This window comes from Bifidobacterium catenulatum PV20-2, assembly GCF_000800455.1.
In the GTDB taxonomy this organism is placed as follows: Bacteria; Actinomycetota; Actinomycetes; order Actinomycetales; family Bifidobacteriaceae; genus Bifidobacterium; species Bifidobacterium kashiwanohense_A.
This window is the reverse complement of record NZ_CP007456.1, coordinates 2,206,524-2,225,698: the sequence shown is the minus strand read 5'-3', so window position 1 is coordinate 2,225,698 and position 19,175 is coordinate 2,206,524. Positions and strand designations below refer to the sequence as shown.

Annotated in this window: 17 protein-coding genes; 9 read left to right on the top strand and 8 right to left on the bottom strand. The window is 55.6% G+C overall.

Annotation, left to right across the window (positions count from 1 at the left end):
- Nucleotides 1-2 precede the first annotated feature (2 nt).
- Both AH68_RS09510 and AH68_RS09505 read right to left on the bottom strand, forming a co-directional pair.
- Nucleotides 3-785 carry a nitroreductase family protein gene (locus tag AH68_RS09510; RefSeq protein ID WP_039200075.1) on the bottom strand — a complete coding sequence of 261 codons (783 nt, stop codon included), beginning with the start codon at nucleotides 783-785 and terminating at the stop codon, nucleotides 3-5.
- Between the two features lie 200 nt (nucleotides 786-985).
- The gene (locus AH68_RS09505) at nucleotides 986-1,366 is read right to left on the bottom strand and encodes a DUF4235 domain-containing protein (protein WP_039199489.1); all 381 of its coding nucleotides are present in this window, start codon (nucleotides 1,364-1,366) and stop codon (nucleotides 986-988) included.
- 129 nt (nucleotides 1,367-1,495) lie between these two features.
- On the opposite strand from AH68_RS09505, the gene AH68_RS09500 reads away from it, so the two are divergent.
- The 5 genes from AH68_RS09500 to AH68_RS09485 all read left to right on the top strand — a co-directional run bounded on the left by AH68_RS09500 (nucleotide 1,496) and on the right by AH68_RS09485 (nucleotide 7,594).
- On the top strand, nucleotides 1,496-2,200 hold the full coding sequence (locus AH68_RS09500; protein WP_039199487.1) for a histidine phosphatase family protein: 705 nt from the start codon (nucleotides 1,496-1,498) through the stop codon (nucleotides 2,198-2,200).
- A 450-nt stretch (nucleotides 2,201-2,650) separates the two neighbouring features.
- Complete coding sequence (locus tag AH68_RS09495) at nucleotides 2,651-3,997, top strand: ABC transporter substrate-binding protein (protein ID WP_039199485.1); 1,347 nt, start codon at nucleotides 2,651-2,653, stop codon at nucleotides 3,995-3,997.
- Between the two features lie 181 nt (nucleotides 3,998-4,178).
- A complete protein-coding gene (locus AH68_RS10800) occupies nucleotides 4,179-4,388 on the top strand; it encodes a hypothetical protein (protein ID WP_158333001.1) in 210 nt (69 codons plus the stop codon).
- Nucleotides 4,385-6,145, top strand: coding sequence for a glycoside hydrolase family 13 protein (locus AH68_RS09490; protein ID WP_144245735.1), 1,761 nt, complete (start codon nucleotides 4,385-4,387; stop codon nucleotides 6,143-6,145). The genes AH68_RS10800 and AH68_RS09490 overlap by 4 nt, the downstream gene beginning before the upstream one ends.
- A gap of 72 nt (nucleotides 6,146-6,217) precedes the next feature.
- Nucleotides 6,218-7,594, top strand: coding sequence for an ABC transporter substrate-binding protein (locus tag AH68_RS09485; RefSeq protein WP_039199483.1), 1,377 nt, complete (start codon nucleotides 6,218-6,220; stop codon nucleotides 7,592-7,594).
- A gap of 112 nt (nucleotides 7,595-7,706) precedes the next feature.
- Here the strand turns inward: AH68_RS09485 and AH68_RS09480 are convergent, their stop codons facing one another.
- Together AH68_RS09480 and AH68_RS09475 are read right to left on the bottom strand one after the other, a co-directional pair.
- Nucleotides 7,707-8,765 carry a LacI family DNA-binding transcriptional regulator gene (locus AH68_RS09480; RefSeq protein ID WP_039199481.1) on the bottom strand — a complete coding sequence of 353 codons (1,059 nt, stop codon included), beginning with the start codon at nucleotides 8,763-8,765 and terminating at the stop codon, nucleotides 7,707-7,709.
- Between the two features lie 179 nt (nucleotides 8,766-8,944).
- Complete coding sequence (locus tag AH68_RS09475) at nucleotides 8,945-9,955, bottom strand: LacI family DNA-binding transcriptional regulator (protein WP_039199480.1); 1,011 nt, start codon at nucleotides 9,953-9,955, stop codon at nucleotides 8,945-8,947.
- 340 nt (nucleotides 9,956-10,295) lie between these two features.
- On the opposite strand from AH68_RS09475, the gene AH68_RS09470 reads away from it, so the two are divergent.
- A complete protein-coding gene (locus tag AH68_RS09470) occupies nucleotides 10,296-11,150 on the top strand; it encodes a carbohydrate ABC transporter permease (protein WP_033501763.1) in 855 nt (284 codons plus the stop codon).
- Nucleotides 11,147-11,989, top strand: coding sequence for a carbohydrate ABC transporter permease (locus tag AH68_RS09465; protein WP_039199478.1), 843 nt, complete (start codon nucleotides 11,147-11,149; stop codon nucleotides 11,987-11,989). Before AH68_RS09470 ends, AH68_RS09465 begins: the two co-directional genes overlap by 4 nt.
- A 228-nt stretch (nucleotides 11,990-12,217) precedes the next feature.
- On the opposite strand, the gene AH68_RS09460 is transcribed toward AH68_RS09465, so the two are convergent.
- The 4 genes from AH68_RS09460 to malQ form a co-directional block, all read right to left on the bottom strand.
- Nucleotides 12,218-12,817, bottom strand: coding sequence for a YesL family protein (locus AH68_RS09460; RefSeq protein WP_039200072.1), 600 nt, complete (start codon nucleotides 12,815-12,817; stop codon nucleotides 12,218-12,220).
- A gap of 468 nt (nucleotides 12,818-13,285) precedes the next feature.
- Nucleotides 13,286-13,888: a Type 1 glutamine amidotransferase-like domain-containing protein gene (locus tag AH68_RS09455; RefSeq protein WP_039199476.1), complete on the bottom strand. Its 603-nt coding sequence runs from the start codon at nucleotides 13,886-13,888 to the stop codon at nucleotides 13,286-13,288.
- 137 nt (nucleotides 13,889-14,025) lie between these two features.
- Entirely contained in the window at nucleotides 14,026-14,172 is a 147-nt protein-coding gene (locus tag AH68_RS09450) for a TnpV protein (RefSeq protein ID WP_004223583.1), read from the bottom strand.
- Nucleotides 14,173-14,269: 97 nt separating this feature from the next.
- Complete coding sequence (gene malQ / locus AH68_RS09445; RefSeq protein WP_039199473.1) at nucleotides 14,270-16,432, bottom strand: 4-alpha-glucanotransferase; 2,163 nt, start codon at nucleotides 16,430-16,432, stop codon at nucleotides 14,270-14,272.
- 609 nt (nucleotides 16,433-17,041) lie between these two features.
- On the opposite strand from malQ, the gene AH68_RS09440 reads away from it, so the two are divergent.
- Complete coding sequence (locus AH68_RS09440; protein WP_236682410.1) at nucleotides 17,042-17,824, top strand: HAD family hydrolase; 783 nt, start codon at nucleotides 17,042-17,044, stop codon at nucleotides 17,822-17,824.
- Between the two features lie 487 nt (nucleotides 17,825-18,311).
- Nucleotides 18,312-19,157 carry a sulfite exporter TauE/SafE family protein gene (locus AH68_RS09435; RefSeq protein WP_052189271.1) on the top strand — a complete coding sequence of 282 codons (846 nt, stop codon included), beginning with the start codon at nucleotides 18,312-18,314 and terminating at the stop codon, nucleotides 19,155-19,157.
- Nucleotides 19,158-19,175 lie beyond the last annotated feature (18 nt).

Below are 19,175 nucleotides of genomic sequence, written 5' to 3'. Positions count from 1 at the left end.
CGTTAGCGCTCGTCGAGGCGGAAGCCTTGGCGCTTGGCGTTTGGAGCCACGGCCTTGCTGGTCACACCGGAATCGACCGCATTCGACGCGATCTGATCGCTGAACGGATCAACTGGGCGCTCGGTATTGCGCAAATCGTAATACCGATGCACTTCCTCGTCAAAATCTTGTAAACCGGCAAGCAACGTCTCATTGTTCGACGGATACTCATTCTCAAAGAACTGCATAGAACGCGGCATACGCGGCTTGAGTGCGGGATCCTGATCGGGCTTGCCGATCGCAAGTCCCAGCACAGGGTACGTGTATTCCGGAAGATTCAGCAAATCAATCAAAGCCGGAACATCGTTAAGCAGCGAGCCGAGAATCACGCAGCCAAGGCCGAGCGAATAAGCGGCCGTCTCCATCGCATGAAGCGCCAAAACTGCGTCATTCTGCGCCTGAGTGTAACGATAGCTGCCATTCAACGTAAACTCGTCGGAAGCGGTCTCAACGCCCTTGGAAGCTGCGGTGGCTGCATTGCGATGCTCGTCAAGCACAAACACGTACAGCAGTGGCGCGGTCGCGATATATGGCTGCCCGCCGATTTCGGCAAGACGCTTCTTTGCGGCCAGGTTGGTGATGCGGATTGCCGACCAGTCGTTCAGGAATTGGCTGCTTGCGGCATGCTGAGCCACGGTTTCGAGCGTTTCGACGATATCGTCGCTCAGCGGCTTCGGCTTGAATTTACGGATTGAACGACGCTCCAGCAGAGTGTCAACGGTTGCATTATGCAGAATATTGCTCATGTTGCCCATTTTTATCCTACCTGCGTAATTGCGCAAGCAATTTCGCCCACAAGCGCACTTCTTGCCAATCACAGTTTCGTGCAGTTCCAATCGTGGCTTCAATTACAGATTTGAATCGCAAACTGCGAAATGCGGAAGTGGATTGTTTGGGAATTCGGCGAAACTTGCGTTTATTTACAAATCCAGCGAATTTTGCAGTTTTAGTGGCTTTCGCGTGCTTGTCGTGAGTGTCGGCGGTCGACCAGCGCCTGTGATCCACGGTCGGATAGTTGCGACACTAGCGCGCCGAAACCTGCGGAAGCTACGCCGAATACGAGATTCAGTGCCAGTTCCTTGCGTTTGTCGGTGGTGCCGTCCGGTAATACGGCTTTGCGGCCGACCGACTTGCGCCATGCCAGTTCGAACAGTTTGCCGAACACGAGTCCGGCCAGCGTGGGGACGACTGCCTTGAATATCTTGTCGCAAAGATCGTCGGGATCGTTGATTCGCTGTTCGCGCAGGGCGTTCACCTTCTCGTCGACGTTGTGCAGCGACGCCACGATGCGGTCTGCGCTAGATTCCAAGTCAGGCATTTCACTCATGGTTTCCAGTGTAGACCGTGCCGTCGGATTTCGGTTGGATTTCGCCAGCGCATGCGTGCGTTGCGAAGCGCTTAAGACACGTGGTGGAAGATTGCTGGTGAAACGCTTTTCGTCGGCTAGAGTAGGAGTATGACAGATACTCAAGTTGGAGGCAAGGATGCTTCTTCAATCGCGCCCGGCCGCCTGGTATTGCTGCGCCATGGCCAGACTGTGTGGAGCGAATCGGGCCAGCATACTGGCCGCACCAATATTCCGTTGACCGATACCGGTTGCGAGCAGGCCCGTGCGGCGGGTGAGCGTCTTCGTGAGGCGTTCCCTAAAGGGTTTGATCCGGGTTGCATGTTCGCAAGCCCCCTGCGTCGTGCCCAGCAGACCGCGCAACTGGCCGGTTATGGCGATTTCAAAGTGCTTGACGAGATTGCGGAATGGGATTACGGCCGTGCCGAAGGGCGTACACGCCAGGAGGTGAGCGAGGCCGGCGGCTTCCAGTGGGATGTATGGCGCGACGGTCCGCGTTCCCTTCCCGAATCGTTGGAGGGCGACTGGGTTGAGACGTTGCCGGGTGGCGAGCAGGTTCCGGTGCACAGTGGCCCTGGTGAGACGGTTGAGGAGGCTGCCGCGCGCACCCGCGATGCGATCGACGCGGTGATGCCGCTGCTCAATGCCGGTCATGACGTGCTGTTGGTGGCGCACGCGCATGTGTTGCGCATCCTCACCTCGCAGTGGCTGGACGTCGATCCGCATTTCGCGCGTTTGCTGCGCCTCGACACCGCGCATTATTGCGTGCTGAGCCAATATAAGGGAGACAACGTTATCGAGCATTGGAATTGCTAGGCGCGTTGCGCTGGGCTGAATGTCGGTAGCGGGAAGGTGGTCGCATTTCACCAATATTTGGATCGGTTTTTGGACTGAAATTTGGCTACGTCGCCTGAAGAACCCCGGCTTCCGGTACCTGAAGCTGACTGTTGCGAACGTCGGTAGTTTGACATCGTTTACAAGCTGCCGACGTTTTTTGTTGCCGTCAGGCGTCAGGTTTGCGATTTACTGCGATTGTTGCCGTGCGATATGGAGGGTGTGTCGCAAACGGTTTCATAAAGCCGATATGGTGAAAACCGTTGAAAATAAAGGTTTTTGAGAAAAACTTGCGATTGCAAAATCACCCTAAAAATGGTTTTTTCTGCTTACGTTTGCAAAAATGGGAGAAATGCGGCACAATAGTGCATGTCAGGAATCGTGAGGAAGCGATTTCACAGGATGTTGACCAGCGGGTGCTGGGAAACAGGAATGGAAGAGAAAGGTTCGATGATGAATCGTACTATCAAGGCAGCAGTTGGAATGGTCGCCATCGCGGCAATGTCCGTAGGCACGTTGGGCGCTTGCGGATCGAGCTCCAGCTCCGACGATGGCAAGGGCAAGGTCTATTACCTGAACTTCAAGCCGGAATCCAACGACGAATGGCAGAAGCTGGCCAAGGATTACACCAAGGAAACCGGTGTCGAGGTCAAGGTCCAGACCGCTGCTTCCGGTACCTACGAGCAGACCCTGAAGTCCGAGATCGCCAAGTCCGAAGCCCCGACCCTGTTCCAGGTCAACGGGCCGGTCGGCTATCAGAACTGGAAGTCCTACACTGATGACATGACGGACACCGAGCCGTACAAGCAGCTCATCAACAAGGACGTCGCCCTCAAGGATGGGAGCAAGGTCGTTGGCGTTCCGTACGCTATGGAAACCTATGGTCTGATTTACAACAAGGATCTGCTGGCCAAGTACATCGCCACCGATGGCGCCAAGGTCAAGGACGTCAAGGATATCGACAATTTCGATACCCTGAAGGCCGTGGCTGATGACATCCAGGCCAAGAAGGACCAGCTCGGCGTTAAGGGCGCATTCACTTCCGCCGGTTTCGATTCCAGCTCCGATTGGCGCTTCAAGACTCATCTGGCCAACCTGCCGCTGTACTATGAGTTCACCAAGGACAACGTCACCGAGCAGCCGGAGACCATCAAGGGCACCTACCTGCCGGAGTACAAGAACATCTTCGACCTGTACCTGAAGGATTCCACCACCGAACCGACCCAGCTGAGCTCCAAGACCGGTGATGACGCCACCTCCGAGTTCTCCCTCGGCGAGGCCGTGTTCTATCAGAACGGCACCTGGGCATGGACCGATCTGCAGAAGAACGGCATGAAGGCCGAGTCCGTCGGCATGCTCCCGATCTACATGGGCGTCAAGGGCGAGGAGAACCAGGGTCTGGCCACTGGCTCCGAGAACTACTGGTGCATTAACTCCAAGGCTTCCGACGCCGATAAGAAGGCCACTAAGGACTTCCTGAAGTGGGTCGTCACCAGCAAGACCGGCATCGAGGCCCTGTCCAGCGCCATGGGCTTCACCACTCCGTTCAAGTCCTTCAGCGATGTCAAGTCCGACAATCCGCTGGTGCAGGCCGCTGTTGAAGATCAGAACTCCGGCAAGACCGCAGTCTCCTGGAACTTCACCATGATGCCGTCCGAAGAGTGGAAGAACAAGCTTGGTTCCGCCCTTCTTGAGTACGCTCAGGGCACCGGAGATTGGAATGCCGTCAAGACCGCATTCGTGGACGGTTGGAAGACCGAGTACGACGCCGCTCACTGATCTCACATCAGCGGGCTGACGAAATTCAGCCAATCCGGCAAGTCCAACAAGCGACATGTATTGCGAATGCGGTTCGAACATCGTATAGTGCGGCTGCGATCGCAATCAGCATGTCAATCGAATAACTCAATAACTGAATAAGCGACGAGCTGCAATCGGAAGTCCTCTTCTCCTTTCCTGATTGCAGCTCGTTTTTTTATTTAAAAAAACAAAAGATGACGGCGAATCAAGGGACACGCCGTATGTGACGGGATTGCGCCGCAGTAATGAAAGCGCTATCATTTTAACAACAAACAGAGAAGATGTTGATTTAAAAATGTTCTTATCTGCAGTTTGGGAAAATGTAATCGCTGTCATTTGCGACGATGCGAACGAAAGTGAAAACATATGATGCAACAAGAAATTGATACTACCGATCCGGCGTTGTGGTGGAAGCAGGCCGTGGTGTATCAGGTGTACCCGCGTTCCTTCAAGGACTCCCGCGGTTCGGGCTTGGGCAGCATCGCAGGCGTCACCGAGAAGATCGACTACCTCGCCGAACTCGGCGTGGATGCCATCTGGCTGAGCCCGTTCTACCCGTCCCAGCTCGCCGACGGCGGCTATGACGTGGACGACTACCGCAACGTCGACCCGAAGCTCGGTACCATGGACGACTTCGATGAGCTTGCCAGGGCTGCCCACGAGCGAAACATCAAGGTCGTGGTCGACATCGTGCCGAACCACAGCTCCAACCTGCACGAATGGTTCAAGGCCGCCCTTGACGCCGCCCCCGGCTCCCCAGAGCGCGACCGCTACATCTTCCGCGACGGCAAGGGGCCGAACGGCGACCAGCCGCCGACTGATTGGATTGCAAGCTTCGGTGGCCCTGCGTGGACGCGCGTGCCCGACGGCCAGTGGTACCTGCACATGTTCACCAAGGAGCAGCCCGACTGGAACTGGAGGAACCCCGAGGTGCGCGCCGACTTCATCAAGACGCTGCGTTTCTGGCTTGACCATGGCGCGGACGGCTTCCGTGTGGACGTGGCGCACGGCCTCGCCAAGGATCTCGACCGCGACGATCTCGAAAGCTACAAGGTCTGCGAACATGTGCTTCCCTCGGATGGGTCGCACCCGTTGTATGACCGCGACGAAGTGCACGACATCTACCGCGAGTGGCGCAAGGTGTTCAACGAGTACAATCCGCCGGCGTTCGCCGTGGCCGAAGCGTGGGTCAATCCGGATCGTCAGCATCTGTATGCGTCGACCGAAGAGCTCGGGCAGGTATTCAACTTCGAATTCGCCAAGAAGGATTGGATTCGCGACGACATGCATCTGGCCATCGAAGAAGGCTTGGAAAGCGCGGAACGATCCGGCTCTTCGGCAACTTGGGTGATGAGCAACCATGATGTGCCCCGCCATGTCAGCCGTTATGGATTGCCACAGGTTCCTGCCGCGTCGCATCATCAGCTGGCCAAGGATTGGCTGGTCCGCGATGGGGCGAGTTACGTTGAGAACCGCGAACTCGGTACCAAGCGTGCCCGCGCCGCGATTCTTATGGAACTTGCCTTGCCTGGCTCCACCTACATTTATCAGGGTGAGGAACTGGGACTGCCGGAAGTCGCGGATATTCCTTGGAACAAGCTGGAGGATCCCACCGCGTTCAACAGCGTGCGCGAGCAAACCGAAAAGGGCCGTGACGGCTGCCGAGTGCCGTTGCCGTGGGTCGCCGCCGACGCTCCGAAGCTCGATGATCCCGATGACGAATTCGGCCACGATGGTTCTTTCGGCTTCTCTCCTGCGGGTGCCGAACATGATCCGCACCTTCCACAGCCGAAGTGGTACAAGGATTTCGCCGTTGACGTGGAGGATGCCGACCCGAATTCCATGCTGAACCTGTACCGCAAGGCGCTGTCGTTGAGGCATAACCTGATGCCGCAGGACACCGAACTGCAGTGGCTGGACGAAGATCGTCCATCTGACGTGCGGGACGGCGCTGATGGGCAGCGCGGCGGCGTTATCGCCTACCGTCGTTCCAATGGCTGGGCAAGCATCACCAATTTCGGCGAACGTCCGGTTGAGCTGCCGCAAGGCGAAGTCATCCTCGCGTCGGGTGAACTCACCGCGGACGGGCGTTTGCCGCAAGACACCACCGCCTGGCTCCAGCTATAACGCGGCGACCAGAGTCGCTACCAATACCAGCACACGTAGGAATAGCAACAAATCCAACGAAGGAGATCAGCAATGAAGCAGGGAATCATCACCAAAACGTGCGCGGTCGCCGCGGCGTTGGCCATGGGTGTATCGTTGGCGGCTTGCGGCGGCGGCAGCAGCGCTGATTCCGACAAGGGCCATGTGTATTTCATGAACAACAAGTCGGAAGTCGTGGACCAATACAAGCAGCTCGCCGAAATGTATACCGAAAAAACCGGTGTGCAGGTGGACGTGCAGACCGGTGCGTCCGGCACATACGATGCGACCATGAGCTCGGAACTGGCCAAATCCAACGCGCCGACCATGTTCAACATCTCCGGTTTCGACCAGTTCGCAAAATATCAGAAGTATTGCGAGCCATTGCAGGACACCGAAGTGTACAAACTGCTCACCGATGACGGCAAGGCCTACTCCTACACCATCGACGACGATTCGTACACGCTGCCATACGCGGCTGAATGGTACGGCATCATCTACAACAAGAAGATCATCAACGATTACGCCAGCAAGGATTACGCGGTGATCAAGAGCGCCGACGACATCAAAGATTACAAGACGCTCAAGGCCGTGGCCGAGTCCATCAACGAGCACAAGGACGATCTCGGCGTCGACGGCGCGTTCGCGACGCCAGGTCTGGACGCCTCCGACACGTACCGTTTCGCCGCGCATATGGGGCGTATCCCGCTGTACTACGAGTACAAAGATATGAACACCACGTTCTCCAAGACCATCAAGGGCACCTACTTGGATAACTACAAGGATCTGTTCGATCTCGAGCTGGAAACCAGTCCGACCGATCCGAGCCTGGTCAGCTCGAAGACGTACGACGATGTCACTTCCGAATTCGCACTTGGCCAGGTGGCGTTCTACCCGAACGGCGTCTGGGCCTACACGCAGATCAAGGGTAACGAAGTGGCGGATGACGATCTTGGCATGCTGCCGTATTACATGGGCATCAAGGGCGAGGAGGAGACCGGTCCCGCAGGCGTGTATGACGCCAGCTGGGCGGTGAACAAGAACGCTTCCGACAAAGACAAGCAGGCCACGCTCGACTTCATCAAGTGGATGGTCACCGATGACGAGGCCAAGAAGATCCTCTCTCAGGATATGGGCTTCTCCGTGCCGTTCACCACATTCGATGGCGATGAGTTCCAGCCGGATAATCCGCTGACCAAGATTGCACGCTCCTACGCTGCCGACGGCAAGACCGAGGTACGCAGCTTCACCGTTCCGGATCAGCAGTGGCAGGACGACGTGGCTGCGGCGCTTATCGAATACGCGCAGGGCACTGGCGATTGGAGCAAGGTGAAGAGCGCCTACGTCGACGGCTGGGCTACCGAATGGAACAACAACGAGGAATCGTTGGGATCCGTTCCTCAAGCGCAGAAATTCGATCAGCAGGGGTGAGATCGCACCGCTGATTGAAGCCCTGCAAGGGCTTGCGATGAAAAGAGCGGCCTGTGCGCATGATTTGGATTCATGCGCACAGGCCGCTTTCGTGTGCTTTGTCGGTTTCTTTTTATTCCGCCGTCGACGCTATATCGGTGTCGATGCGACTTGTGGTGTTGCGCAGTACCAGCAAGGGATCCTGCAGTTCATGCGGATGTTCCAGAGGTTCGTTGTGCAGGAGTTGCAGGACTTTTCTGCCGGCTATGCGCCCCAGCTCAATCGGCTCCTGGCGAATGGTGGAAAGGTCCGCCGCCTGCGCAATTTCGGCGTCGTCGAATCCGAGCACCGAAATGTCTTCCGGCACGTTCAACTGCTGCTTGCGTAGTTCTTTGACTAGTGCGATGGCGACTTGGTCGGTTTCCACGCAGACGGCGGTGGGGCGTTCCGGAAGGGATAGCAGTTTCGCGGTCAGTTGCGAGGCGAGGTCGGATTTGCTTAGCGGCGCATCATGCGCGTCGGCCGTGAGCATGCTGAACGTGACTCCATCGGCGGCGTTGGCTTGCGCGGCAGCTGCGAAAGCTTTGGTGCGCTGGCTGGTGTTGTAGACCATGTCGGCCGGAATGTAGTCGCTGCAGAACGCGATATTGGTATGTCCCAAGGAGCGCAGCAGTCGTACGGCCATGGTCATCGCACTGTAGTTGTCGATGCTGATGGAGGCGTCGAAATAGCCCGATTTCGAAGGAACGTTGACGCCTACCGTTGGCAGGTCGATGGCTTGAAGCTGGTCTCTCATGGCGGGCATGAGCTGGAATGAGGAAATGATGATGGCGTCCGAGTTGCGGCTCTTTGGCAGCTGGGAGAAGAACCGGTCCAGTTCGCTGCGGTCGGTGATGAAGGCCGGCGTGATGTCATAACCGAATGGCGCGAGCTCCTCATAGGCTCCTTGGAGCACTCCGGAATTGAACCACTCGTTGAGCTTGCCTGAAACCAAGAGGATGACGCGCATGGTTTTTCCGGATGCCAGGGCGGAAGCGCTCTTGGACAGCGTGAAGTTGAGCTGATCTGCCGCCTGCTGGACTTTGCTGCGGGTTGCTTCCGTAACGTTGGTCGCGCCACGGAGTGCTCGGGAAACGGTGGCTTGCGACACTCCTGCCAATTTGGCCACGTTGGCGATGGTCGGTTTGGCCATGTGTCTCCTTTGATGAAAATGGTTAACGCTTCCATAATACTAAAAGCCCGGATTTGCGACGAAAACGCGCTGTAGATTGATGGATTCGTGCAACAGAAATGAAAGCGCTATCACGAAGTGGTGAAAGCGACATGACGGCAACCAATGAACGGTATGCGAACGGCGCGCGCCCGGAACGTCTACTGACGGTGACGCGCCGTCGTGGAACGTACGATCAGCTGTGCCGGGAACGTTTTGAACGGCTGCTCCAGCGGGCGTTCCTCAATTAGATCGAGTGTCATGCGGGCCGCTTCCTGTGCCATTTCGACGGGCTTCTGGCGCACGGTGGTCAGGCCGAGGTCGCGCGCGTAGACGCTATCGTCGTAGCCGATGACGGAAATGTCGTTCGGCACGGTGAATCCGTTGCGTTCCAGCTGGAACATCAGTGGCACGGCGATGCCGTCTTCCTGGCAGGCGATCGCGGTCGGCATGTGGTCGAGGCTGAGCAGCTGCGTCACGACTTTGCTGATGTTGTTCTTGCTTTCGTCGGTAACGAGCACGCGCGGTGTGACGCCGTTCTCTTTGCAGCAGGCCATGAACGATTCGAAACGCCCCTGCACACTGAAGTGGAGCGTCACTTCGCGATCGGTGCGAATGTAGGCGATATCGCGGTGGCCGAGAGTTATGAGATGGCGCGCGGCAAGCTCGGATCCCTGCTTGTCGTCGATGCGCACGGCCGCGCTGAAACCGCGCTCTTCCGGCAGACTCGAGTTGATGCCGATGATTGGCACATTGACGGACTTGAGCTGATCGATCTCATTGGCGTCGATGTCGAAGGAAATGACGATCACTGCGTCGACATTGCGGCGCACCGGCAGCATGTCGAAGAACTCGCGGCGCTCCTCGATGCTTGACATCTGGTAGAGGGAGATGTCGTAACCTGCATTATGGAAGATCTCGTTGAGTCCTTCGATGATGGACGAGCTGAACCACAGGTTGATCCTGCCGGAAACCAGTACCGCGATGCGTAGCGCGCGGCCGGTTTTCAGCGCAGCTGCGGAACGTGAGATGGAAAAGTTCAGTTCGTCGGCTGCTTTCATCACCTTGTCTCGGGTGGCTTTCGACACAAGGTCAGGGCGTGTGAACGAACGCGAAACCGTCGAAATGGATACGTGTGCAAGCTGCGCTACATCTTGAATACTGCTTTTCATATTTTTCCTTGTGACTGCGTACGTTCCAGCATACTGTATTGCAACATTTCTGCAATACATGTATTACAAACGTTTTCATCATAGCAGGAAAAACGTAGAAGTGCTTGATATTGCAACAATTTTAGAAGGTTGCAAAATATGACAACGTTGGTAAAAACACATCTCAAGACATGCGAAAATGACAACGTTTGACATTTTGTGTCATGACGTTTATTATGACGAATGTAAGCACCGGAAAGGTGGAGAACAGAGCAGTGATCCGCTGATTCGGCTAAAAAGCAGGATTCCGCACCGCGTTGTCGCGGTGCTCGGAATGGAGAAGGAAGAAAGCAGGCAAGCTATGATCAGCATGGCTGGCAAGGCGATACGCAAATGGTGGGCGTTGTTCGCGCTACCGACGTTCGCCGCGTTCATTATTGGATTTGTCGTTCCATTCATCATGGGCGTCTATCTGAGCTTTTGCAAGTTCACTACGGTTACCGACGCCGAGTTTGTAGGGCTTAAGAACTACACCCGCGCACTGCAGGATAAGGAATTCCTTCGCGCGCTGGGCTTCTCTACGTTGCTGACTATCGTTACCACGATTGTGATCAACGTGGTCGCGTTCTTCATCGCGTACATGCTTACCAAGGCGATCAAGGGATCGAATATCTTCCGTTCGGTGTTCTTCATGCCAAACCTTATTGGCGGCATCATTCTGGGCTACATTTGGATGCTGCTGCTCAACGGCATTCTCGCGCACTGGGCGCGCTCGCTGACCTATAGCGCAACGTACGGCTTCTGGGGTCTGGTCGTGCTGGTGTGCTGGCAGCAGATCGGCTACATGATGATCATCTACATCGCCGGTATGCAGTCGCTGCCGACTGACGTGCTCGAAGCGGCTTCCGTGGATGGTGCGAATGGCACGCAGACCATGTTCAAGATCATCATTCCGCTGATGATGCCGTCGATCACTGTGTGCTCGTTCCTGTGCGTTACCAACGGCTTCAAGCTCTATGACCAGAACCTCGCATTGACGAACGGCGCTCCGTCGAACATGTCTGAAGGCCTGGCACTGAACATCACCCGCACATTCTATGGCCGCGTCGGCTGGGAAGGCGTTGGACAGGCCAAGGCAGTGCTGTTCTTCGTGCTTGTCGCAATTGTTGCGCTGATTCAGAATAAGCTGACGACTTCCAAGGAGGTGGAAGCATGATTTCCGGAGAAAAGGTCAAGCACGGCGGATTGTGGACCGTACTGTTTTCCTTGGTATCGCTGGCATGGGTTTTCCCGATCGTGCTGGTGATTATTAACTCCTTCAAGCAGAAGGCGTACATCTCGCGTAACGCGTTCTCCATTCCGACCGGCAAGGCGTTCGTTGGATTGGAAAACTATACCCGTGGCATTGAAACCACGAATTTCTTCGCCAGCTTCGGTTGGACCCTGCTGATCACGGTCGGCTCGGTGATCTTGATCTTGGTATGCACCTCGATGTGCGCATGGTGGATCGTGCGTGTGAACAATTGGGTTGCGAAGCTGCTGTACACGTTGTTCCTGTTCAACATGATCGTGCCGTTCCAGATGGTGATGTTCACGCTTTCGAAGCTTGCTGACACGTTGAAGCTCAACACTCCGTGGGGCTTGTGCATTATGTATTTGGGATTTGGTGCAGGCCTGGCCGTGTTCATCTTCACCGGTGTGATCAAGGGCATTCCGCAGTCGTTGGAAGAGTCCGCGATGATTGATGGCGCTTCCGTGCCCCGTATTTTCTTCCAGATTGTAGTGCCGATTATGAAGCCGTCGATCGTGTCTGTTGCGATTCTGCAGGCGATGTGGATTTGGAACGACTACCTGCTGCCGTACCTGACGCTCGACTTGGGCAAGTACAAGACCATTTCCGTGGCCATTCAGTACCTCAAGGGCGGTTATGGTTCCGTTGACATGGGTGCCATGATGGCCTGCCTGGTGATGGCCATCGTCCCGATCATTGTCTTCTACCTCATCTGCCAGAAGCACATCGTCAAGGGTGTAATGGCTGGTGCAGTCAAGGGATGATCGAAGATCATCCCTTGTGGGACAGCGCAGTGCGCTGTCCCATGCACCAGCCTGAGCGAGGCCGATAGGCCTCGCGAAGGTAGCATTGAGCCCGGCCGAAGGCCGGTCCCTAATTGCAGGGCCGGAGGCGGTGCAGTCAAGGGATGATCGAAGATCGAGAAAGAGCCCGAACGAGAGAAATCTCGTTCGGGCTCTTCCATATCCGAATCAGATATCCGAATCCGAAAACTACTTCATATATTTGCGGAACACATGCTCGAAAATCGGCACGTGAATCATAATCATGGTGCCGTAGCCCAAAACGAGTAGCAGGAACAGGCCTTGCGGCATGTAAAACCAGCTGCCGACCAAAAGCGCGATGTAAATCGCGTCGATGGCGGCCATGCCGAGCGTGTGCCCGATATTGCTCACGCCGAATACGAAGGCGTTGCCGAGTGTGCGCCAGAACGAGTTTTCGAAGCGTGACTGTAATGCCCAGATCCATTCGAATCCGATGACCCATACGATGCTCAACGCGAATTTCGGAATCAGCAGCGGCGTGATCTGCAGCACGATCCATGAGTACACGCTGATCGCCCCTGCAATGCCGAAAATCAGCCAATAGCCGGTTGCCTTTACGAAGTTTGACCGGAATGCGGCGAAATAATTGCGGGTGACGGTGCCTTCGCCTGCGAGCGAGCGTCGTGCCGCATCGTGACCGGCGGTCAAGGCCGCGCCGATGGTGATGATCGGAATGCTGGTGACCAACATGAGGATGTTGATCCAAATCGCGTCGACGGCGTCGCTGAGGCCGCGCATAAAGCCGGAGTCGGGTGATAGGAACTTCATGCGTACCAGTCTACTCGGCGGTGCGGCAATCGTTTGCATGCGTACATCGAGTAGCGGTCTGCTGTTCCTTGCGTAGCTTTCTTAGTATCGTTGTCATTGAATGTGCATAAAAAAGTCCCGTCACATATAGACGGGTGTCCGTAAAACAGTTAATCCTCCGTATAGCTTAGACCATGCGGAGGATTTGTTTATGTCTAATCTTCAAACTTGCTGGCGGCAAACGGTTTGTCAAAACCGTTTGCGGACGGCAGGTCCACAGGGGATAGCCGCTTTAGCGGCGCAAGGGGGTGTAGCCACCTTGACGGAACGAAGTGACGAAACATTCTCGGTCGTGCAGTTTTCTTCTGCTGACCGGGAATGAAGCTCCGCAGGACGCACTACTCTCGATAGAGAGTATAGAAGTGCGCCCTTTAGTTCCTAAAGGGTTTTTATCAGTTCGACAAACTTGAATTCAATTTTAATGTTTTATTAGTCTTTACAAATCACCTTTGAACCTTCATCATTGACTATAATTGCCTGGTGGTTGTTAATAGCACAGATATTCAAATCCGAAAAATCAGCCATGATTCTCTCGGTAATTTTCTTAAAGGGTGCCGTGAGATAATGGGGAAGAACATAGAAATCAATCAAATCCAGCCCCTCATTATCTTCTTGAGAGTAATCCTCTGGCTTTTCATCCATTTGTTCAATATATTGAATGGTCGGAGCGCATATAATTGCGCCTGCCGACTCACCGATCATCAGTTTTCCGTTTGCCAATTCTTTCTTCAACAGCTCGTCCGTTTCCGTTTTACGTAGCTGGTCCATAAGGAAGAAAGAATTTCCGCCGGTAAAATATATCACATCCGCATCTTCAAAAACAGCCTGTATCGTTGAATAAGCCTCCGTTGAGATATCAATTTCAGTTACAGATGCTCCCAGTTTTTTGAATAGTTTTCGAGCCGAACCAACATAACCGGTGTAACCTTCATGCAGTGAAGCTGTTGGAATAAATGCGACTTTCTTGTTATCAATTTCTTCTTTTATCAAACTTCCTACGCTTGAAAAGTGCGAACATAAAAACAGTTTCATCTAAATTCTCCTTTATAACTTCTGATTTATTGCTCAATTTCGTGTTCAAATTATACCATAAAACTTGTGAACAATTCTACCGCAACTTTGGAATATATGAGAAAAGTCCGAACAGTTTTCTGCCCGGACTTTCTCGCTCAATCATAAATCAATTCCGCTTTCACAACTTCCTCTGCCTGTGCCTTGCAAGCGTTCATCTGCCGTACCCATTCCATTTGGTTTTCAGCTTTCAGCTGTTCGGCCACGTCGTACTGCTTTGCCAGCTCTGGCATGATCAGCTCCATGCGGTTTCGTGCCGCTTCGTCAATCTTAGCGCAATACTGTCTTACGTACACCCAGCTATGGTGCGTGACGGGACTTTATGGAGTTATATGAGGACGCTTACTTTTCGCCGTTCATGATGGCGGAAAGCGACTTCACGCGCGGCAGGTCGAACACTTCGTCGGTGTGCACCACCTTGTGGTCGGGGCCTGCCAGCGGCACACGCCAGTTGCGGTATTCGCTGGATGTGCCCGGCTGGTTCTGTGAGCGGGTTTCGCCGACGCCGTCCACCAGCGCCGCCTGTAGAAGCACGGATGGCGAGTGGAGCAGCATTTTGTGCATCGCTTCGACGATTTCCTGAATATGATTGTCGACGTCCGCCGCGATTTCCGGCGTGATCAGTTCGCTTTCGACCAGTCGGTCAAGCATGGCCTGACGTTCCGCGGTCGCGGACGCCTGGAATTCTTCGACAGGGCCGGTGAGCAGGTGCAGTTGCTCACGCAGTCTGACGTGCTCGAACTGCAGGTAGCCTGCGGTTGGCGGCAGATCGTGCGTGGTTACGGAAGCCAGCGCATACTTGCGGTAGTCGGCCGGGTCGGCGTACGGGTCGCCGGCGTTGGGGGAGTCGTCCACGCGGGCGAACCATTCCACCATGCAGCCGAGCAGGCCGTGTTCGGCGAGCACGGTGCGCACGTAATCGGGCACGGTGCCGAGGTCTTCGCCCACCACCAGGCCGTTCACACGTGAGGCTTCGATCGTGAGGATTGCGATCATCGCCTCATAGTCGTACGTGACGTACGCGCCGCCGCGTGCGCCTTCGCCCTGCGGAATCCACCACAGGCGGAACAGGCCGAGCACATGGTCGATGCGCACCGCGCCCGCGTGCGAGAACATGTTGTGCACCATCTCGCGGTACATGCCGTAACCGGTTTTGGCGAGATAATTCGGATTGAACGGCGGCTGGCCCCAATCCTGGCCCTGTTGGTTGTAGAAGTCTGGCGGGCAGCCCACGGTGACGCTGCCGACGGCGAAACGTTCCGGATTCCACCACACGTCGGCACCCAGCGAGTGCACGCCTACGGCCATGTCTTGCATGAGGCCCAATGCCATGCCGCTTTCGCGTGCGGCGGTCTGTGCGGCGGTCACCTGTTCGTCTGCAATCCACTGCAGCCAGCATTCGAAGTCGACCATATCGGCATGATCGCGTATGAGTTCGGCCACTTCCGGCGAATCACGGTTCGTCTCCGCAAACCATGTGCTCTCCCACGGAGCACCCCACACCTGGAATGCCACCGACCATGCGGCGAACGCACGCAGATCAGGGCCGGCCGCTTCCTTGAACGCTTCGAAGGCGGCCTGGCGTTCGGCGGAACGTGGCACCTTAAACACGAGCTGCAGCGCCTGACGCTTGTGCCACCATGCGGAGTTGATGTCGAGTTCGTCGGCGTTGTCGTTGTCGGGGGCCACTTCGGTGTGCAGACGCTCGACCTCGGCCTTCGCCTTTTCGTCAAGTCCTGCATATTCCTCAATATCCTGCGGGCGAATGTATGTGACGTTCATGAATCGGCGTGATTCCGGCAGGTACGGCGACGGTTCGAGCGGCTCGACCGGCGCGGTCGCGTGAATCGGGTTGATGAGCATGAAGTCGGCATGCGACTTTTCGGCGGCATCGGTGAGCAGCAGCTTCAGGTCGCCATAATCGCCCACGCCCCACGATTCAGCGGAGCGGATGGAATACATTTGCGCCATCCATCCCCAACGCTGCTTTTCGGCGATCGCTGGTGGCAGGGGCACGCGTGCCGGGGCGCAGATCAGTCGTGCCTCGCCGTGTAGCGGGCCCGCGTTGACGCGCAACGTGTGGTAGCCGGCGGGAATGTCGTCGGGCAGGGTGAATGTAAGCGAGCCGTCGGTCTGCGGGGTCAGGTACATGCACAGGTTGCCCTCGTACTGTGTGCCGTCTTCGAGTAGCAGGCGCAGCGTCACGTCATGGCCTTTCGCGCGGATCGGCGTGGTTGACTCCTTGCCGATGAACTTCACGATGGTCGGTTCTACGAGCGTGTCTGCAATGCGCTGCTTGGTGAGTTCGTACGATGTTTCGATCGCCTCGTCGCTGGACGCGTCCACGCCGAGCGCCGCAAGCACGGAGACGAGCACTTCGTCGCGGATTTCCACGTAGGTTCCGAGCTGGTCGATGTACGACGTTGAGATGCCGTTGAGTTTGGCGAGTTGGATAAGCGGTCGTGCGATGCGTTCCGCGCTTTCGGTTTGTTGGGTTTCCGTCATAGGTTCCTTCTTCCCTGGGCCGTTGGTGGCCAATCATGCTGCATTGCCGCGCGATTAGCGTGCTTCGGTGCGTATGCCAATCGTTCTGCTATGTACTGTAGCATATGATGACATCGTTTTCAATAGGCGTGTTATTAAGCGTAAACGTTGCAGTATTGCGATTTTTTGACTATCTTGCGGATGAGAAACAAGAAAAGTGCTTTTTCTTTTTGACTATCGTTTGCAAGGTGTTTGAAAGCGGATGTGACCGCAGTTTCTACTGTCATTGTCACCGCTGTTTCCGAAGTGCGATAGCGATGCCGCCATGGTAAGGACGGCGTGGCTCGTCAAGACCGACGACGGTACTGCCTGGAAATGGGTCATGCGGTCGCCTTCAGAATTGCAAAACTTTGCACACCGAGGGTCAAAGTGTTGAAATCGACCTTGGTTTCGCCGATTTTGAAAATCTTGCGATAGTGACTATTCGGTAATCGCAAACGTTCGCAATCTGGCGGTTGCGGTAACCTCGTATATAACGCATGTAACGCATTGATTTGCAATGGCGGCGGCTGCAAAGTGGCAATCGCCGCCGCCGGTAAAGCGGCGACGATGCCGACGAAAGGACCTGTTATGGAAAACGTGGCGCATACCCCTAAATATGAGGTTGTGTTCTTCGATTTGTATGGAACGCTTATCGACATACGTACCGACGAACAGTGCGACGCGGCCTGGCAGGCCTTGTATGACGCCGCTTGCGAATTGGGCGCGCAATACGATTCGGTCGAGGCGTTGCGTGAGCGTTTCGAAAAACTTGAGGCGCGCGAAATAGCGCATCAGTCGAATCATGCCATCGTTCGTAGTGGGTGGGACGAGTTCGACATACTACCTGTGTACCGCTCGCTGCTTATGAATCGTAGCGACGAGGCGGAACGCTTGTTGGCATTGCCGCAGGCCGCTCAAAAGGCCGCATGGGCGTTCCGGCAGGGCAGCACCAGTATGATCCGCCTGTATCCTGGGGTGCTAGAAATGATCGAAAAACTACAGGAAGCCGGCATTGTCGTGGCGCTGCTGAGTAACGCGCAATCCTGCTACACCCGCGCCGAACTGGAAATGACGGGACTTGCCGGCGTGCTTGACGACGTGATCATCTCCAGCGAGGAGAAGATCCGCAAGCCCGCGCGCGACTTGTACATGCTGGCGCTCGACCGCGAATTCGTGACCGCCAAGCATGCGCTGATGGTGGGCAATGACGAGCAGAACGATATTGTTGGCGCTCGCACCGCGGGCATTGACGGCGTGTATTTCCGCACGGAGATTTCGCCGGCAGATGATCCGGAAATGTCAAGTTATGCGGTGCGTTCGTTTACCGGCACCGATTATGAGGGATTGCTGGATTACGTGTTGAACGCCTGATCTTGCGTGGCGCGTGGGTTTTGACAACGTTTGCAGTATAATAAAGCAGACTGAGAGGGCGTCGTTGCTCCAACATCCACGCCGTGCGAGTATGCGTGAAGAATGATTTGAGTTGGCACCGGTGGAACCATTCTTCCCGCGATTATGCATGGTTTCCTCGCGCTGCTGAGGATGCGGGGTGCGTAATGATATGAATCATATGCATATTGCATGATTCAAAGATCCTGCTTTTCCCAAGCGTTCAGTCGGTGGCATTGGCGCTGGTCGCGTCATCGCCTTTTTCTTTTATCTCTTCTTGCTTTCTCGCAATGTGCCGGGTTTGCGGCACTGAAATGTGCGGGAATGTACTATCGCAACTATCGCAAGAAGGAAGAAATGCGATGGTAGGGGAGAGATGAAGAAATCGGATATTTCCAATATTTCGGATGCTGAAAGTGTTGAACGTGCTGAAGATGGCGGGCGGTCGAATGCGCAAACGAGCGGGCAGATGAGTGAGTGGTTCAGCAAGAAAGCGGATTGGCTATTTGGTGCAGATCCTGTGGGACTCGACGAATCCGCGCGAGGCATTGTAGTGCTGGTGATCGTCGGCGTGGCAGTAGGGCTACTATCCGGCATGTTCGGCATTGGCGGCGGTACTGTGATCGTGCCCGCGCTGGTATGGCTGGGACTGACGCAACGTAATGCGGCGGCGACGTCAATGCTTGCAATCGTGCCAACCTCGATTTCCGGCGTCATTTCTTATGCGACTTGTGGCAATGTGGACTGGCTTGCCGCGCTGCTGCTGTTTTGTGGCATGTTTGTAGGCGGGCAGATTGGCAGTTGGCTGCTTTCGCGCTTGCCGGAACTCGTATTGCGATGGATTTTCGTAGTGTTCCTCATATTTGTGGTGTTCAATCAGATTAGTTTCGTGCCGTCGCGAGACCAGCACATTGCGATGAGTGCGCTGACCGGAGTTTGCCTGGTGCTGTTGGGCGTGGTGATTGGCGTATTGGCGGGACTGCTGGGAATTGGCGGCGGGGCGCTCGCCGTGCCCGCACTGTCGATGCTGTTCAACGCTTCCGATCTGATTGCGCGGGGCACGTCGCTGCTGGCCATGTTCCCGAACTCGATCACCACAAGCGTGGCAAACCTGAAACGAAGGCTGGTGCATGTAAAGGCCGCGCTGATTATTGGCTTGGTGGCTGCCGTTGCCGCGCCATTCGGTACGTGGATAGCGGGCGCAGTCTCGCCCCGTGTCGGCTCGATTCTGTTCGCCTGCTATCTGTGCGTGCTGCTGATTCGCAGCCTTTTCGTAGCCGTTAAGGCCACTCGTTCCGCCCGTGCCTCTGCCTGACGCGTCGCACCCCCTGCT